Here is a 17,797-nt window from a genome sequence, read left to right on the forward strand (position 1 = left end):
CTGTAACTAATAATATTTTTTTTGCTTTATGAAATTATGAATTTCGTAAAATTGTCTTAAAATGTATTCTGTATCTTTTGGTTTTGATGACTTGTGCTATTTTTTGTTGCGAAAATGAATTATATTCGCATCACTTAAACAAAATAACATGAAAAAAATAGTTTTATTCTTTACCATGTGCCTAATGGCTTTTCCTGTAAAAGCTGATGAAGGAATGTGGTTTTTGATGTTTATCGAAAGATTGAACCATAGAGATATGGAGAAAATGGGCTTGCAACTTACAGCCGAAGAAATTTATAGTATTAACCACCATAGTTTAAAAGATGCGATTGTGCAATTCAACGGAGGTTGTACTGCTGAGATCGTTTCTAAAAACGGTTTGGTTTTAACTAATCACCACTGTGGATATAATGCAATTGCTGAACTTTCTACAGCTGAACAAAATTACCTGAAAGACGGTTTCTGGGCAAAAGAAAAAAGTGCCGAAATGAAACCAAAATCATTATACGTTCGTTTCTTTGTTCGTATGGATGATGTTTCTAAAAGAATTTTATCAAAAGTAAATGATAAAATGACTGAAACTGAAAGAAACAAAATCATTCAGCAAGAAATCAATTTGATTGAAAAAGAAAATAACGAAGGCGGAAAATATACTGTTTCTGTTCGTCCTTTCTTTCAGGGAAATGAATATTACTATTTCGTATACCAGGATTATACCGATGTGCGTTTGGTAGGAACTCCTCCTGAAAGTGTTGGTAAATTTGGTGGAGATACTGATAACTGGGAGTGGCCACGTCAAACAGGAGATTTCTCTATGTTTAGAGTATATGCCGATAAAGACGGAAATCCTGCAGCTTATTCTAAAGACAATGTGCCTTTACAGCCTAAGCATTACTTACCAGTAAGTATTAAAGGAGTGAAAGAGAATGATTTTGCTATGATTTTAGGATATCCTGGAAGAACAAACCGTTGGATGCCAGCTGGCGGAATTGAGCAAAACATAAAATATGCCTATCCTGCATGGGTTGAAGGTGCAAAAACCGGAATGGATGTAATGAAAAAGTATATGGACAAAGATGCAACAGTTCGTTTGCAATATGCGTCTAAATATGCTTCGACTGCCAATTACTGGAAAAACCGTCAGGGAATGATTGATGCCTTAACAAAAGCTGGAACAGTAGATGTTAAAACTGCGCAAGAAGATAAATTCTACGAATGGGCAACTAAACCTGCTAATAAAGAAAAGTACGAAAATGTAATTCCTACCATTAATGAGTATTACAGATCTACAAATTTAAAAGCAACTCACGACAATTACTTAATGCAACTTTTGCGTACTTCAAGTTATGCAACAGGACCAGCAAATTTAGGAAATGCTTTGATTGCTTACTATAACGAAAATGACGCTAAAAAAGCAGAAATGTTACCTAAGATCAATGCAATGATTGATAACATTTATGGTGAGTTTTATGCGCCGCTTGAAAAAGATATTTTTGCAGCACAATTGAATTTATACACTTCTAAAGGTGCTGAATATGGTTTAGGTACGCAAGTAGCTAAAATGAAATCAGAGAATAATGGTGATTTTACTGCAGATGTTGCAAAAGCAACTGAGATCAGTTATTTTACCACTAAAGAAAAAGTATTGGCATTTATGGCTAATCCGAAACCATTAGCAATTGTACACGATCCCTTGTATATTATTTCTAATGATTTGATGACAAAATACCGTGCGAAAACTGATGATCAGGCTAAAGCTGATGACGGTTTTGCAACTGCTTTCCGCGAATTGGTTGAAGGTTTAAGAGAATCAAAATTAAACACAATTCAATACCCTGATGCCAACTCTACTTTGAGATTGACTTACGGAAAAGTTCGTGCATTACCTGCAGATCCAAGAAATGATGCTACAATTAATAACTATACTACTATGGAAAGTATGGTAAAAAAATACAAAGCAGGAGATCAGGAATTTGATTTACCAAAACGTTTGTTGGAATTAAACAAGAAAAAAGATTTTGGACAATATGCTGATAAAGCAGGATATATGCCAGTAAACTTTTTGACAGATAATGATATTACAGGTGGTAACTCTGGTTCACCGGTTCTTAACGGAAAAGGAGAATTAATTGGTATTGCTTTTGACGGAAACATCGAAGCTATGGCAGGAGACGTTATTTTTGATCCTAAATTGCAAAGAACAATCAACGTAGATATTCGTTACGTACTTTGGATTATCGACAAATACGCTGGAGCTAAAAATATTATTGATGAATTGACTATTACAAAATAATCTCAATTGATTTAAAAGTAAACCCGACAAGTTTTTAAAGCTTGTCGGTTTTTTTTATGACTTTTATTTGTAAAAGAATGTCATCCTGAGCGGAGTCGAAGGCTCGTGTGTCGGGGAGGGCTTCGACTTCGCCTGCCTGACACAAGTTGAAATTTTGGAATTTGGAATTTATTTTTTGGAATTTTATTCCAAGTTGTTAATTCACTTTTACACGTATCCCTTTTGTATGACTTGAAAATTCAGGAGCATACATACTTTCAATTGTAGTGATTCCGTTTGAGAATTCGCCGCTGTTGTTTACACGAATATCATATTCTATTACATAAGTTCCTTTATTGATGCTGTCAAAGAAAAAATGAGTTGCAGTATCTTTAGTGCTCATATAATATCCCAATCGGTCTTTGTATTGATACTGTGAAAGTATATTTACAGGTTCAAAACAGGAAGCACGCATATCTTTAAGATGAACAAATTCCATGTCTTCTTTAGATTTTATAACTAATCTTACCGTAACTAAATCACCTGTTTTTAGAGGATTGTTGTTTGTGATTTTTTCTAATTGATCGCCTTTAATCGAATTTTTCTTTAGATATAATTCCTTTGAAACAGATAATACCGCAGCTGAGTTACTTTTAATTTTATCCAAATCTTCAAAATATTGCCAATAAACGCCACCAAAGCCAGGAACTTTCGATTTGTTTTCAATTTTTATAGAAGCCATTTCTTTTTTGATTTCATCTGCTTCCCAGTTCAGTTTAATGTAACCGGTTTCAGCTTCTTTTTCGTTCTCGGCTAATTTTTTGGTTAGGATTTTTTCATCTCCAATTTTGATGATGGTATTGTCTTTCACACTCAGCCAATCAGTGCCTTGCATCAATAAAGCATAAACCGCTTCTGTGGTAGATTTTGTAGTTGGCCAGTTTTTGGTTTGCTTGTTTTTTAATAGCCATACTTTCATCGCATCTACAGATCTGGTATCGTGATTCACTTCGGCGAAAGCCTCAATCAATAAAGCGTGAGTTTCTATTGGTGCCTGATACCAATAATAACCTGCTTTATTGGCAATCCAGTACATTCCCCAATCTTCGTTGTTGGATGCTGTTTCTTTCAGGCTTTCTATGATTTTTTTAGCCGATTCATTTTCTCCAAAACGGTTTAAAGTCAAAGCTGCCAGTCCTTTTTCGTAAAGAGAATATTTTAACCAGTCTTTTTTAGCCGTTTCTAAATACAATTTAGTTGCTTTTTTCAGCGTATCAGAAAGAGGATATTTATCTAAATAAAAACTTCTGGTATACAGATAATGCAAATCAGAATACGGATTTACCCATATTAACTTATTGGTTGCTTTTACGTTTTTGGTCTGGTTCTTATAATATTCCAAAAATTTATTGTCCAGAAACGGAATACCAGTTTTGGCAATGGCATTAATTTTCGCAGCATTATCCTGAGATTTATTCAATTTTGATAAATGACCTAAGCCGGCTAAAATATGGCGTGTAATATATTCGCTTTCAGAACTTCCTCCAAACCATGAAAAGCCTCCTGATGGTAGTTGTTTTTGTTTTAATTTTTCGAAAGTGGCCTCCTGTGAGGTTTTCATTTTTTCTAAATCAAACAAAAGGGCAAGATTCCTTTTCTTTTCATCTTCGCTTTCGGCATCTTTCAGCCAGGGAGTTTCAGCCAGAATGATTGATTTTAGTTCTTCGTTTTCTTCTAATTTCGAATTCAGTTTTCCGTTCTTTCTCCAATTTTCAAAAATGGTTGCGATTTTCGGATTGCTCGAAATGATTTCTGAAGCCAAGGCATTGGCATAAAAACGGGCGAAAGTCTGTTCTGCACATTCATGCTCATATTGCATTAAATAAGGCAAAGACTGAATCGCAATCCATGAAGGATTCGATGTGTATTCAAACGTAAGCTGATGATTTTTTAAAGTTGTTGAAGTATTGTTTTTTAAATTCTCAAACGTATATTGTTTAGTAGCATTCTCGCGAACCCAGATAGGAATACTTTCAGTCACCAACATATTATTAGTTAAAACCGGAAGTATATTTTCTTCCCCATCAGAAAAATTACCTGACTTGGCCAGGATTTTATATTGAACCCCTTGTAAACCTTCAGGAATATAAATGGTCCAAGTCGCCGTTGTGTTGCCAAAAGCACCAACAGTAAAGTTTCTTACGTTTTTTGCGTTTAGCATCTTGGCATCGATAGGCTGCATGGTTACGGCATCGAAAAATTGTAAAATGGCGATACCGGTTTTTGCCTGATCTGTTATATTCGAAATTTTGGCAGAGATCACAATCGTATCTTTTTCTCTAAAGAATCGTGGGAAATTTGGTAGAACCATTAATTCCTTTTGTGTAATAACACTTTTTTCTAAATAACCGGAAACGGCATCTTTATTATGTGCCAATAAACGAAGTTTCCAGGCGGTTAAAGCTTCCGGAGAAGTAAAATTAAAATTTACTTTTCCTGTAGAATCAGTTCTTAAATTTGGAAGGAAGAAAGCCGTTTCAGAAAGATTTTTTCTGGCTTTTACTTGGTTTAAGGCTTCTAAGGCTTTTTTGGTTGTGATGATGATTACGCCGTTTGAACCTCTGCTTCCGTAAAGTGCTGTGGCTTTTGGTCCTTTTAAAACATCTATCGAGAGAATATCGTTTGGATTGATATTCTTTATATCGTTCGTAATTTCTCCATCTACAACATATAAAGGAGTTTCGCCAATGTTATTAGTGCCTCTTATTACGATTCCTCCAGCTCTTCCGGCTAGAGCTTGTGGAGCAGCAGTATTGTAAACAGTATTATCTTCCTCAACAACTTCTGAACTGACAGATTTTAATTTTACAGTGGCAGCAGTGGTCAAACTTCTCTTAGTTGTTTTGCCATATCCTACAACAACAACTTCTTCCAAACCATTTGCGTCGTTCTCTAAAACAACAGTGATATTTTTTTGATTCGTTATTAAAATAGTTTGGCTTTTTGAACCAATATAACTAAAAACAAGTTCTTCTGTTGTTGCGGCTTCAATTTCGAAATAACCATCAAAATCTGATGATGTGCTTCTTTGAGTTCCTTTTATTGTAATTGCAACTCCTGGAAGAGGTTGGTTCGATGTATCAGTTACTGATCCGTAGATGATTTTTGCATTTTTAGGTTTCTTCAGCTTTTTAGTCAGTTCTTTTTGATATTCTTTTTGAATGTAATAAGCTCTTTGGTCATTATTAAAATCAAATCCAAACCACATTAGTTTAGTGGTTTCGTTATTAAGCTCTATGCGTCTGTATGGAGAGTTTAGATGGTTTATAGAAGCATATATTTTATCAAAACCTAAGCGTGATTTTTTATTGTTTTCGTTGCTGTTATAATCATAAAAACCAAGGATATTCCAGTTTTTTGTCGTGAATTGATCCAGTGAGCTATCGTACATAGATGCTAAAACTTCGGCCTCTTTTTTTGTATTTATCGCGTTCAGTTTAAAGGACCAGTTTTCGCTGCTTGCGGGTTGGATTTTGTTTCTAAAACTCTCTACGCTGAATTCTAATTTTGAAGATGTGTCTTTTAAGGCTACTTCGATCTCATTATTAAAAGTTTCATTTTCGAATATACTTTCAAAACCAATATTTAGTGTTTCTTTAAATTCTTTTTTGATCGGAATTTTAAGTGTTATTTCGTTGTTTTGAAGATGATAAGTTTCCTGCGAAAATATTTCACCTTCATAATTTCCTGTGGTTATAATATAAAGTTCAGGAATAACCGATGTAATTTTTAATGTTACAAAACCATCTTTTTTAGGATCTGCATTTATTTGATTAATTTTTAATAATTTATTAGTATCGAATTTGTCTTTGCTTTGAATAAGTTCAAAATTCAAAACGTTTTCGATTGTATTTTTAAAAGTATCTTTTGCTGAAAAAACAACTTTATAATTCCCGGATTTATAGTTTGAAATAAAGTCTAATGCCAGAGATTTGTCTTTTTGAGTATCTATATCTTTAGTAAACACTAAAATTTCCCTGATACTATCTTTTGTGTTTTTATTATTTTCATATGGAAATAATTTCTCGAATTCCTGATCAGATATCGTTTTGATTTCAGGTTGAGGAAATACTCTCTCTTTAAATTTATTCGAAAATGGACTTATATAATAGATCTTGATTTCGCCTTTGGCAGCTAAAAATTCACCATTTAAATTCGTGCTCGATAGTTTGATTTGATTTTTGTTTTTGGTCTCTATTACAGCAGAAATAGAGGCGGTAAGAACTAAATCATGATAACCTACTTTTACAGTAGTTTCTGTGTCGTGGCTCTCACCATTAATATCGGTTACATTGGCTTTTATACTATAATTGAAAACAGGTAGTTGATCTTTTTTACTGTTTTTAGAAGGTAAGGCAACAAAATCAATAATGAACTTACCTGAAGCATCGGTTTTAGTTTCGCCAGATGCTATAATTTCATTATTGTCCTGCGCATAATAATTTCTATAATAACTTGTATATCGGGTTACTGTGTAAGTTACTTTGGCATCAGAAATGTTGCTTCCTGCAAATGCTTTGGCTGTTCCTTTTATTTTAATCGGTTGGTTAACCTGAAAACTTTCTTTTTTAGGATCAAAAGTCACTTCAAATTTAGGACGTTTGTATTCTTCGACTATAAATGCGAGTTCTGAATTTTGAAGATCTACATGATCCCAAAATGGATGGTCATCTTCTTCTTTGTCGTAGATGATATCTTTTTCATAATCAATTGGTTCTTCAGCTTTGATTTTGAAACTACCTGTAAGTCCGGTTTTTGGTAAGTCAAATTCGCCGGAGAAAGAACCAAATTCATTTGTTGTAATTTCAAATTCTTTGAAGCTTTTGTCATTGACATCTTCTACAATAATTTTGAAAGAAGTATTGGGCGATATTACGTTTTTATTTTCTTTTTTATAAAATGCGATTCCTTTGTAATAAACAGTTTGTCCGGGACGATAAATAGCACGGTCGAGATAGAATTCTACTTTACCATCTGAATCCTGATCGTTTTTATTATTCTTTGCGAGATATTCAGAGTTATAATTGATGTAATTTTTATTTATTGAAAGTGTGTCATTTTCTGTCGATACAATTAAATTTTCATAATTATAGTTGTTGAGTTTTTGACTATTGATAGCTATTCCGTTATTATCGGTTTTAATAGAAAATGATGGAGATTTAATAGTTACATTTTCTACTGGTTTTCCGGTTTTTCGATAAAGAACCTGATATGTTTCTTTTGATGCTGTTTGAGATGCCAAGACAGATAAGTTTGAAACGGAAAGGGTTTCATAAGAAAATGCTTTTTTATCTTTTAAATCTGAGTCACTTTCAAAATAAACCAAATAAGAACCTTTTTCTAATTGCGGTAAAAGAACCTCTGTGGTATATTCGAAAAAATCTTTTTTATCTAAAAGTGGGTAAGTTGTACTTTTGAGAGGTTGTGATTTTTCGACAATAGAATTCCCCAAACTATCTTTTTTATAATTTGATTTTTTAAATTCATTAAGCTGATTCTGATTGATTTTATAAAATGAGATTTTTAATCTTTCTACATTTTTATAACGAAGTAAAGCTCTGGTATTTTCGTTTGCATAAGTGTATTGCTGAAGTTGAGCTTGTATGCTTTTGTATAAAATGTTTTCTTTTTTTTGTATAGCTAATTTGTATGCATTAGATCGATTGTTAACCTTTATAATACTGTCTAAAGTTGCAAGTGCCTTAATATTGTAATCCGGATGAGTTTTTTTTGATGCTTTTTGAATTAAAAAAGCAGCTTTTTCCAAATGTATTTTTTGAATTAATAAATCATCGGTTGTGTTTTTTTGTAGTTTATTTAATAACGAAAAATAACTGTCTTCCGTATCTACTAAATTGGTTATGGAAAATTGTATGCGTTCCCATTGATTCTCTGTAGATGGATTGTTTTTTTCTTGTTTTTGGTATAATTTCAAAAGCAAGCGTAAATTTTCATTAGATACAAAATCAAAATTCAATTCTGTAAAATCATTTGAATTTCCTAAAAGTTGCTCTTTAATAGATATAAAATCATTTTTTTGAATCTCCCATTGACGGTTTTTTGAGGTATAAATGGTTATGTTTTCCTTAATAACATAATCATACAAAGTTTGCTTTTTGAATTTTTCTAAAGTAGGATAATCAAAAATAGCCTCATATTTTGTTAGTGATGTGTTGTTTAAGATTGTTTCATTTTCTAATGTTTTACTTAAAGTATTATTAATTTGAGCAATAAAATTATTTTCTGTCCAGGTCAAAAAATCGCTGTCAGGATCAGTTGTGTTGGTTCTGCTTTTAAGTTTGTAATTATTTCGGTTTAAATAATTATTCAAACATTGAGCATAAACCAAATTCAAAATAGCTTTTGATGGTATAGAAACACGATTGATATCTGTTTTAAGATTGTTTAAAATTTTGGTTTGTGCATTTTCATCAAGGACCTGCAAATATTTAGATTGATAAAAAAAGCTTTTTATCATTTGTGCTTCATCTTTATTCGAAACTGCTTTTTTGTAAATTTTATCAACTATTTCATTCGCTGATTTAACTTTCCCTTCGTTTTCAAAGTCAATAACTTTAGCCCAGTTTTTATCATTTTGTTGCGCAAATAAGACCGTTGAGAACAATAAGAAAATAAATAATATATTTTTCATAAGTAAGTTTTAGAATATAGAGAGCGGTTTTTTGATAAAGGTTGGGATGCAGATAAAATAAATTTCGTACAAATTACTAATTTATCTTCAAAACCAAATGTTACGTTTTATATTTCCCTATTTTTGAAACATGAAAAAACTGCTTCTCTTTTTTTTATTTGTACCAATTTTTATTTGGTCACAATCTAATTTTGAAAAAGCAGAAAAGCTATATCATGCAAAAAAATATGATGAAGCCCAGGTTGTTTTTGAAGGAGTTTTAAAAAGCAAACCTTTAGATGTAAAAACAATTGAGTATTTGGGAGAAATTACTGCGCATCAAAAATCATGGGTAAAAGGTGCCGAATATTTCAAAAAACTGAAAGAATTAAAGCCTACAGAAGCTGATTATTTTTATAAATATGGAGGCTGTCTGGCCATGCGGGCTATGGAAGTGAGTAGGTTAAAAGCTTTGGGAATGGTTGGTGAAATGAAAGAATCATTCGAAAAAGCTATTGTTTTAGACCCTAAACACATTCCGGCCAGATGGGCATTAATCGAAATATACTTGCAGTTGCCGGGAATTTTTGGCGGAAGCGAATCAAAAGCGATTTTATATTCAAATCAGTTAGCGCAATTATCGCCCGTTGATGGTTATTTATCAAGAGGAAGAATAGATGTTTATTTTAAGAGATATGCTGCAGCCGAAAAAAACTTTATAAAGGCTCATGAAATTGGTAAATCAAAAACCACGTTTCAAAAATTATATAATTTATATTTGAATAATCTAAAAGACACTAAAAAAGCTAGAGAATTAAAACAAAAATTTGAAGCTTAATAAGATCAAAATTGAATTCTGTTTAATTGGAATTTGGAATTAAAAAATTGGAATTTAAATGAAAACACATTTCATCGCCATTGGCGGAAGTGCCATGCACAATTTAGCATTAGCATTGCATAACAAAGGATATCAGGTAACAGGTAGTGATGATGCTATTTTTGAACCATCAAAATCAAGATTAGAAAAAAAGGGAATTTTACCTGCTGAATTAGGTTGGTTTCCTGAAAAAATAACCGCCGATATTGATGCTATAATTTTAGGAATGCATGCAAAAGCGGATAATCCGGAATTGCTAAAAGCGCAGGAATTAGGATTGAAAATTTACTCATATCCGGAGTTTTTATACGAGCAGTCTAAAAATAAAACGCGTGTTGTTATTGGAGGTTCTCACGGAAAGACAACTATTACTTCGATGATTTTGCACGTTATGCATTATCATAATATCGAAGTTGATTATATGGTAGGAGCACAGCTTGAAGGTTTTGATACTATGGTGCATCTTACAGAAGAAAATGACTTTATGGTTCTGGAAGGCGATGAGTATTTATCATCTCCTATAGACAGACGTCCAAAATTTCATTTGTATCAACCAAATATTGCTTTAATTTCAGGAATTGCCTGGGATCATATCAATGTTTTTCCAACCTATGAAAATTATGTCGAGCAATTCGAAATTTTCATAGCTAAAATTACTAATGGAGGAATCCTGGTTTATAACGAAGAGGACCCGGAAGTAAAGCGTGTTGCTGAAGCCGCTACAAACCCTATTCGTAAATTGGCTTATGCAACTCCAAAATATAGTGTAAATGATGGAGTTACTTTATTAGAAACTCCGGAAGGCGATATGCCAATCGAAGTTTTTGGTGCACACAACTTGAATAATCTGGCTGGAGCAAAATGGATTTGCCAAAACATGGGCGTAGACGAAGCTGATTTCTATGAAGCAATTGCAAGTTTTAAAGGCGCATCGAAACGTTTAGAAAAAATTGCTGAAGGAAAAGGAAAAGTGGCCTATAAAGATTTTGCACATTCTCCTAGTAAAGTGGCTGCAACCACAAAAGCAGTAAAAGAGCAGTACCCAAACAGGACTTTGGTAGCTTGTCTGGAATTGCATACTTATAGTAGTTTAAATGCCGAATTTTTAAAAGAATATGAAGGAGCTTTAGAATATGCAGATGTTGCTGTAGTTTTCTATTCTCCGGATGCTGTAAAAATTAAGCAATTAGAAGAGGTAACCTATGAACAAATTGCAACAGCTTTCAATCGAAAAGATTTAGTTATTTATACAAACCCGGCTGAGTTCAAAGAATATTTATTTAATTTAAATCTTGATAATTCTGCTTTGTTATTGATGAGTTCAGGAAATTACGGAGGATTAAACTTTGATGATGTAAAAGGTTTAATTGAGTAGTTTTATATGAAATGGATAGAAGGACTAATGAATTAAAACAAAGAAAAAGACAGTTAAAAAATGAAATAAAACGTAGTGATAAAAAACTGTATAAGTTATTAGTTGGTTTTTCTGTTTTCGGAATTTTAAATTGGCTTTTCTGGTATAACCAGTATCTAAATGAGGGAATTCTTTGTCATATAACATTTATTTATCTACCCATGCTACTGGGGATGATTTTCTTTTATTTTAAGTTTAATTCTTTTGTTAAATATTATTCAGATACTACAACAATCCTTGATAAGATTGGCTGTTTTTTGCTTTTGTTATTAATGGGCATCATGATTTCTTTTCTTAGTTTTGGAACAGTATCTGATATTATTTATAAGTCTTTAATGGATTATTCTGTTAAGGATAAGTCAACAGTAATACAATTTTATAGCATCGACAGATTTATTTACGGAACTGGAGGGAGAAATAGCATCAATCGATTTTCAAGGATTGAATATCATGATGCAACAATGCAAAATGGTAACTTTAGCCTTAGTAAGTTTAATGGTTATGATTCGGCAGTTATTGGTGAATTAAAAAATTTGGATAACGACGAGGTCAAAAAGAAGAAATTGGTTTTGTACACCAAAGAAGGTTTTTGGGGGATAAAAAAGATTATACACTTCAATGTTAAATAATTAATATAAAGCCAATCGAAATTGCGACTGGAAAAAGAAGCTATAGACCAGGGTTTTGAAGTGATTATTTTAGAAACGCTGTACAAGCAAACAGAAGCGATTAGTTTGTACCAAAAGGCAGGTTTTGAAATTGTAGAAAACTACGAACCATATGTGGGGTTGTTAAATAGTATTTACATGAGCAAATCAATTAATACATTACAATAAATGGACGCTACTTTTTTCCGAATCTCAGAATGGTCAGAAGAAGATCGTCCTCGTGAAAAATTAATGCTTAAAGGTAAAGAGGCTTTGAGCAACGCTGAATTAATTGCTATTTTAATTGGTTCGGGAAGTCGAAATGAGTCTGCTGTAGCTTTAAGCAAAAGAATTTTATCCAGTGTCGATAGTTTGAACGCGTTAGGTAAAATGTCTGTTTCGCAATTAGTTAATTATAAAGGAATAGGAGAGTCCAAGGCAATTACAATTATGCCGCATTGGAGCTGGGTCGCCGCAGAAGGGCCGAAGATGAGGTTGATTTAATAAAAGTTACTTCTAGTAAAAAAATATTCGAAATGATGCACCCTATTATTGGTGAATTAGTACATGAAGAATTTTGGGTGCTTTTTCTTAATAATTCCAATAAGATGATTTCTAAATCCCAACCTAGTAAAGGGGGAATGACAGGAACAATTGTTGATGTGTGTCTTGTATTAAAATTAGCACTAAAAATGGCGCTACAGGCCTGATTTTGTGTCATAATCATCCCTCAGGTAACTTAGAGCCCAGTAAGGCTGACAAAGAAATTACAAAAAAACTAAAAGGGGCAGGTGAGAGTTTAGATGTTAAAGTTTTAGATCATTTGATTATTACTGAAACAAAATATTATAGTTTTGTAGATGAAGGAATTTTTTAACAGATGAACACAAATATTACCGATGTTTTTTTTGATTTAGATCATACCCTTTGGGATTTTGATAAGAACTCAGAGATGGCTTTTGATCGAATTTTTAAGAACAGATTTCCTGAAATTAAAATACAGGATTTTATAGAAAAATACGCTCCTATAAATCAGGAATGCTGGAAGCTTTATCAAAACGATAAAATTACACACTTAGAATTACGCTACAATAGATTAAAGTTTTCTTTTGATGCTTTGAATATTGAGATTTCTGATGAAAATATCAATCAAATTGCAAATGATTATATAGAGTTTTTAACTGATAATAACCATCTCTTTGATGGTGCAATTGAAGTTTTAGAATACTTGCGACCAAAGTACAGACTACATATCATTACCAATGGTTTTGCCAATGTTCAGGATAAGAAAATTAATAATGCCTTACTTTCTGGATATTTCGAGACTATAACAAATTCTGAATTGGCGGGCGTAAAAAAGCCAAATAGTATTATCTTTGATTATGCTGTAAATTTTGCTAAAGCATCAAAAGAGAATAGTATAATGATTGGTGATTGCCTTGACGCCGATGTCAATGGGGCTTTAAATGCTGGTCTGGATGCTATCTTTTTTAATGACAAAAAAATTACAGCCCCGGAAAACATAAAACAAATAAACCATTTATTAGAACTTAAAAAATATTTATAATTATGAGAATTAAATTTTTGTTGATAGCACTTCTTACCTCAGTGATTGGATTTTCACAAAGTGTTAATGATTACAAAGCAGTTATTGTACCTTTAAAATATGATTTTCTTAAAACAGAAAATCAATATAGGTTATCAACGATGACTAAGGCAAATTTAGTAAAAGCCGGTTTTCAGGCTTTTTATGCTAATGAACAACTTCCTGCAGGATTTGCTGATCGTTGTGATCTATTATATGTTGATGTAAAAAGAGATAATGGATTTTTAATAACTAAACTTTATTTAGAATTTAGAGATTGTTACGGAAAGGTTATTTATACTTCACAAGTAGGGAAAAGCAAAGAGAAAGAATATGAATCTGCCTACAGAGAAAGTCTTGAGTTGGCGTTTGTTTCTATAAATGCGCTGAATTATAAATATAACGGAACAAATGCTAATACAGCAAAAGTTACTGCTTCGGTTCCTGCAACTCCTCAAAATGTCGCAGCATCAGTAGTTGTATCGGCTCCAGTTGCAGATATCACAGACCCGAACTTATTATATGCCCAACCAACAGAAAACGGATATCAGTTAATTGACAAAACTCCTAAAGTAGTAATGAAGTTGTTAAAAACATCTCGTCCGGATTCATTTATTGCGATAAAAGATGGTATTCAGGGATCATTAAATGCAAAAGACAATCAATGGTTTTTTGAGTATTACAAAAATGATCAATTAATATCTGAAAAAGTGGTAGTGAAATTCTAAAAATAAAATACGGTTTAATACCCGTATTTATCTTTCCAACGGTTCTTTAAAAATTCGCGGTTGCTATTCTCTCTTGAATTGTTTCCCGGATTATAAAGAACCGTTTTTTTTATGGCGTCAGGTAAAAATTCCTGTTCTGCAAAATTATTAGCATAATCGTGCGAATATTTATAATCATCACCATAACCTAATTCTTTCATAAGTTTGGTAGGTGCATTTCTTAAATGAATAGGAACAGGCAAGTCTCCTGTTTGTTTTACCAATTGCTGTGCATTGCCAATAGCCATATAAGACGCATTGCTTTTTGGCGAGGTTGCCAAATAAATAGCACATTGGCTTAATATAATTCGGCTTTCAGGATAACCAATTGTAGTTACGGCCTGAAAGGTGTTATTGGCCATTATAAAAGCCGTTGGATTCGCATTACCGATATCCTCACTAGATAAAATAAGCATCCTTCTGGCAATAAATTTTACATCTTCACCACCTTCAATCATTCTTGCCAGCCAATAAACCGCTCCATTTGGATCACTGCCTCGTATTGATTTTATAAAGGCCGAAACAATATCATAATGTTGCTCGCCACTTTTGTCATACAAAACAGTATTTTGCTGAACCAGTTCGAAAACCCGATCGTTTGTAATAATTATTTCATCACCGGATGAAGCATTTACGACAAGTTCAAAAATGTTCAATAATTTTCTTCCGTCTCCGCCAGAAAGTCGGAGCAAAGCTTCTGTTTCTTTTAGTGTGATACTTTTGGAAGCCAGATAAGTATCTGTTTTTACGGCACGATGTAATAAAGCTTCAAGATCTGCTTTTGTAAAGGCATTTAGTATATAGACCTGGCAACGTGACAATAATGCAGGAATAACTTCAAAACTCGGATTCTCTGTCGTCGCACCAATAAGTGTAATCCATCCTTTTTCCACTGCTGCCAAAAGTGAGTCTTGTTGGGATTTACTAAATCGGTGAATCTCATCAATAAATAAAATAGGATTTTTTGCAGTAAACAATCCGCCGCTTTGTTTGGCTTTTTCAATTACATCACGAATATCTTTTACGCCCGAATTTATAGCGCTCAAGATGTAAAATGGGCGCTTTGATTCCTGAGCAATAATTTGGGCCAAGGTTGTTTTTCCTGTACCCGGAGGCCCCCAAAATATCAATGACGGAATAATTCCTTTCGAAATTTGTTGCGTTAGCGAACCGTTTGGTCCAACCAAATGACTTTGACTAATGTAATCTTCTAATTGCTGTGGGCGAATACGCTCGGCTAAAGGTGCTTCCATTCTGTAAAATTACTATTTCAATTTTAATTTCATAGTTAAAAAAGGGTTGCAAATCATAACAAAGGGCATAAAGGCTTTAGCTGACAAATTATCAGTAAATTGTAATTGGATAGTTTTTTGATATTGTCTTTTTAACTTTATTTCCAAAAATAATGAATGATAACCAATTTAAATTTTCGAATGCCGTTATTGGTCTTCCTGTTTTGTTTGTTCTTTTTTTGTGGATTGTTTATTGGATGCAAATCCGCTTCGATTTTGATTTTTATCAACATGGTATTTATCCACGTGACTTTTCAGGTTTACAAGGTGTTTTGTTTAGTCCTTTTATTCATGAAAATCTAGATCATTTATATAATAATTCTATCCCGCTACTTGTATTATTGGCGGCTATGCAGTTTTTTTATCCCAAACAATCTTTTGCTGTTATTGCTTTCGGGATTTTATTTTCTGGTTTAATAACCTGGGTTATTGGTCGTGAAAATTATCATATTGGTGCAAGTGGATTGATTTATGTTTTGGTTAGTTTTATTTTTTTTAAAGGAATTCAAACTCGTTATTATCGCTTAGTAGCACTTTCATTATCGGTAATTTTACTTTATGGCGGAATGATTTGGTATGTTTTTCCCGATGTAGATAAGACAATTTCCTGGGAAGGCCATTTGGCTGGTTTTATTACCGGATTTGGGATGTCTTTGATCTATAAAACACCAGAATATACGAAGCCAATTGTTTACGAATGGCAAAAGCCTGATTTTAATCCTGAAGAAGATGCGTTTATGAAACATTTTGATGAAAATGGAAATTTCGTAAATACTGAAACACCAGAAGAAGAACCGGAGTATTTTTCGACTTATTATAATTCTGATGTTTCAGTTAATTATACTGTAACCAAAACAGAATCAGAGGATAAAATGTAAAGTGCAAGATTTGAATTCATTTAAATGACTATTTTGCTTATATTTTAATTTAAATTAATGTGTTATGAGAAAAAATAAACTTTACACTTGTTTTTTTATTAGTCTTAATTAGTTCAAAAAACCATGCGCAATGCGATATAAAGAATCGAGTGCTTGCTGATGGTACTGTGACATACTATTTCGAGCCAGCCAATTTTTATACCACAATATCAAAATCATTAAAATTAATATTGTAACAGATAAAGAACATTTTTTTATAGCGCTGCAGCCTTCGCCATTTCCTGCTAAAAAAGATGGCGTTAAAATTAAAGATGATTTAGGGATTCATCTTCGGTTAAAAATATTTATAAACGAAGACATTACGATACTCAGTACAGCAATAGCGATTCAGTGATGCAAGTGCTTTATTTAATAGATCAAAAAGATATTGAAGCTTTTTCTAAGTTTGAAGCTGTCGTAGCTGAAATTAATATGGAAGGAACAGAGTTTGTTCGTAATTATGATTTCAAATTACATAAAGGTGCTACAGTAAAACAGCTGGCTTGTTTTTTGAAAAAATATGATAAATAAAAAGTACTAATCTTCACTTGAAGCTTCGTTTTTATGATGTAACTTTTTATTCAAGTTTTTAAATAGATTATTAAAAGTAACAGTCAAAGATGCCACATTCACAATTTGATTTTCCTCGTCCCTGAGTAGGTATTGGTTGGCGTAAGTTACTTCGACATGTATGTCGTCATTAAATAAATATCCTGCACCAAGATTTAGCCGGTTGTCAAAGAAGCTAAGGCCTGTTACTTTTGTTCCCGATTTAAAGGAGAGCTCATCTGAAGCAATTGCATAAACAACACTTTCTCTTAAAACTTTACTGTTTATAGGTTGAATGTAATTTATTTGTTGGCGATATCTAACATTATCATAGTCTTTCTCTTCATTTCGCATATGTCTCAATTCCATTCTCATTCGGGTACTTAAGGTGTAACCTGTTTTTGAAAATAGTAAATTCCTTGTAAAGCAAATCTAACCTCGGGAGATTTAAACTGACCAATTTCCGGAACGTCTTTGTTGTAATTGTAAGGCGGGAAAGAAGAAAGTAGTAATGTCTCCAAACTCGTGCGGAACGCTGTATGTTTTGTTAAAAGATATTAGAAGAAGATTCTGTGTTGCTATAGACGGTTCCAAGATTAATTCAGCCGACCATTTTTCATTGATTGTTCTGTTAAACTGAATTTCATTCCAAAATTGGTTGTATGTAGTAGTTTGTCCGTAATTAATACTTGTAATCAATGCAATTACAAGTATTAAATCGGTTCTTTTGGAAGATATGTTGTGAGTAGGGTTTAAAGACATCAATTATTATATTTGTTTGTCAGC

13 protein-coding genes and 1 pseudogene are annotated in these 17,797 nt (G+C 32.6%); 10 read left to right on the forward strand and 4 right to left on the reverse strand.

Features of this window, described 5'->3' with window-relative positions:
* Positions 1 to 148: 148 nt before the first annotated feature.
* Positions 149 to 2,293: a S46 family peptidase gene (locus tag GIY83_RS22725; RefSeq protein WP_208683603.1), complete on the forward strand. Its 2,145-nt coding sequence runs from the start codon at positions 149 to 151 to the stop codon at positions 2,291 to 2,293.
* A 196-nt stretch (positions 2,294 to 2,489) separates the two neighbouring features.
* Here the strand turns inward: GIY83_RS22725 and GIY83_RS22730 are convergent, their stop codons facing one another.
* The gene (locus GIY83_RS22730) at positions 2,490 to 8,984 is read right to left on the reverse strand and encodes a carboxypeptidase-like regulatory domain-containing protein (RefSeq protein ID WP_208683605.1); all 6,495 of its coding nucleotides are present in this window, start codon (positions 8,982 to 8,984) and stop codon (positions 2,490 to 2,492) included.
* 130 nt (positions 8,985 to 9,114) lie between these two features.
* On the opposite strand from GIY83_RS22730, the gene GIY83_RS22735 reads away from it, so the two are divergent.
* From GIY83_RS22735 to GIY83_RS22765, 7 genes and pseudogenes are all read left to right on the forward strand, one after another.
* Positions 9,115 to 9,801 (forward strand): lipopolysaccharide assembly protein LapB, encoded by a 687-nt coding sequence (locus GIY83_RS22735; protein ID WP_208683607.1) that lies wholly within the window; start codon positions 9,115 to 9,117, stop codon positions 9,799 to 9,801.
* Between the two features lie 58 nt (positions 9,802 to 9,859).
* Positions 9,860 to 11,215: a UDP-N-acetylmuramate--L-alanine ligase gene (gene murC, locus GIY83_RS22740; protein ID WP_194617145.1), complete on the forward strand. Its 1,356-nt coding sequence runs from the start codon at positions 9,860 to 9,862 to the stop codon at positions 11,213 to 11,215.
* A gap of 11 nt (positions 11,216 to 11,226) precedes the next feature.
* Entirely contained in the window at positions 11,227 to 11,883 is a 657-nt protein-coding gene (locus tag GIY83_RS22745; RefSeq protein WP_208683609.1) for a hypothetical protein, read from the forward strand.
* A gap of 21 nt (positions 11,884 to 11,904) precedes the next feature.
* Positions 11,905 to 12,090, forward strand: coding sequence for an N-acetyltransferase (locus GIY83_RS22750; RefSeq protein ID WP_228520485.1), 186 nt, complete (start codon positions 11,905 to 11,907; stop codon positions 12,088 to 12,090).
* Positions 12,091 to 12,778, forward strand: a pseudogene (radC, locus tag GIY83_RS22755) (DNA repair protein RadC).
* Positions 12,779 to 12,781: 3 nt separating this feature from the next.
* Positions 12,782 to 13,468, forward strand: a complete 687-nt coding sequence (locus GIY83_RS22760) for a YjjG family noncanonical pyrimidine nucleotidase (protein ID WP_194617147.1) — start codon at positions 12,782 to 12,784, stop codon at positions 13,466 to 13,468.
* Positions 13,469 to 13,470: 2 nt separating this feature from the next.
* A complete protein-coding gene (locus GIY83_RS22765) occupies positions 13,471 to 14,214 on the forward strand; it encodes a hypothetical protein (RefSeq protein ID WP_194617148.1) in 744 nt (247 codons plus the stop codon).
* Positions 14,215 to 14,228: 14 nt separating this feature from the next.
* Here the strand turns inward: GIY83_RS22765 and GIY83_RS22770 are convergent, their stop codons facing one another.
* Positions 14,229 to 15,506, reverse strand: coding sequence for a replication-associated recombination protein A (locus tag GIY83_RS22770; protein ID WP_194617149.1), 1,278 nt, complete (start codon positions 15,504 to 15,506; stop codon positions 14,229 to 14,231).
* Between the two features lie 152 nt (positions 15,507 to 15,658).
* Between GIY83_RS22770 and GIY83_RS22775 the strand changes: the two genes are divergently transcribed.
* Both GIY83_RS22775 and GIY83_RS25035 read left to right on the forward strand, forming a co-directional pair.
* On the forward strand, positions 15,659 to 16,423 hold the full coding sequence (locus tag GIY83_RS22775; RefSeq protein WP_194617150.1) for a rhomboid family intramembrane serine protease: 765 nt from the start codon (positions 15,659 to 15,661) through the stop codon (positions 16,421 to 16,423).
* Between the two features lie 393 nt (positions 16,424 to 16,816).
* Positions 16,817 to 16,993 (forward strand): hypothetical protein, encoded by a 177-nt coding sequence (locus tag GIY83_RS25035; protein ID WP_228520487.1) that lies wholly within the window; start codon positions 16,817 to 16,819, stop codon positions 16,991 to 16,993.
* A gap of 6 nt (positions 16,994 to 16,999) precedes the next feature.
* On the opposite strand, the gene GIY83_RS25040 is transcribed toward GIY83_RS25035, so the two are convergent.
* On the reverse strand, positions 17,000 to 17,386 hold the full coding sequence (locus tag GIY83_RS25040) for a DUF2490 domain-containing protein (RefSeq protein WP_229029160.1): 387 nt from the start codon (positions 17,384 to 17,386) through the stop codon (positions 17,000 to 17,002).
* Between the two features lie 72 nt (positions 17,387 to 17,458).
* Positions 17,459 to 17,773 carry a hypothetical protein gene (locus tag GIY83_RS25045; protein WP_229029161.1) on the reverse strand — a complete coding sequence of 105 codons (315 nt, stop codon included), beginning with the start codon at positions 17,771 to 17,773 and terminating at the stop codon, positions 17,459 to 17,461.
* Positions 17,774 to 17,797 lie beyond the last annotated feature (24 nt).

The sequence above is a fragment of the Flavobacterium sp. SLB02 genome (genome assembly GCF_009664855.1).
Classification (GTDB): Bacteria; Bacteroidota; Bacteroidia; order Flavobacteriales; family Flavobacteriaceae; genus Flavobacterium.

Bases quoted from the DNA above. Each gene is read 5' to 3' on its own strand.
- GIY83_RS25045 (WP_229029161.1), bottom strand. From the start codon at position 17,773: ATGTCTTTAAACCCTACTCACAACATATCTTCCAAAAGAACCGATTTA.
- GIY83_RS22760 (WP_194617147.1), top strand. From the start codon at position 12,782: ATGAACACAAATATTACCGATGTTTTTTTTGATTTAGATCATACCCTT.
- GIY83_RS25035 (WP_228520487.1), top strand. From the start codon at position 16,817: ATGCAAGTGCTTTATTTAATAGATCAAAAAGATATTGAAGCTTTTTCT.
- GIY83_RS22725 (WP_208683603.1), top strand. From the start codon at position 149: ATGAAAAAAATAGTTTTATTCTTTACCATGTGCCTAATGGCTTTTCCT.
- GIY83_RS22765 (WP_194617148.1), top strand. From the start codon at position 13,471: ATGAGAATTAAATTTTTGTTGATAGCACTTCTTACCTCAGTGATTGGA.
- GIY83_RS22770 (WP_194617149.1), bottom strand. From the start codon at position 15,506: ATGGAAGCACCTTTAGCCGAGCGTATTCGCCCACAGCAATTAGAAGAT.
- GIY83_RS22730 (WP_208683605.1), bottom strand. From the start codon at position 8,984: ATGAAAAATATATTATTTATTTTCTTATTGTTCTCAACGGTCTTATTT.
- GIY83_RS25040 (WP_229029160.1), bottom strand. From the start codon at position 17,386: ATGAGAATGGAATTGAGACATATGCGAAATGAAGAGAAAGACTATGAT.
- GIY83_RS22735 (WP_208683607.1), top strand. From the start codon at position 9,115: ATGAAAAAACTGCTTCTCTTTTTTTTATTTGTACCAATTTTTATTTGG.
- GIY83_RS22775 (WP_194617150.1), top strand. From the start codon at position 15,659: ATGAATGATAACCAATTTAAATTTTCGAATGCCGTTATTGGTCTTCCT.
- murC (WP_194617145.1), top strand. From the start codon at position 9,860: ATGAAAACACATTTCATCGCCATTGGCGGAAGTGCCATGCACAATTTA.
- GIY83_RS22745 (WP_208683609.1), top strand. From the start codon at position 11,227: ATGGATAGAAGGACTAATGAATTAAAACAAAGAAAAAGACAGTTAAAA.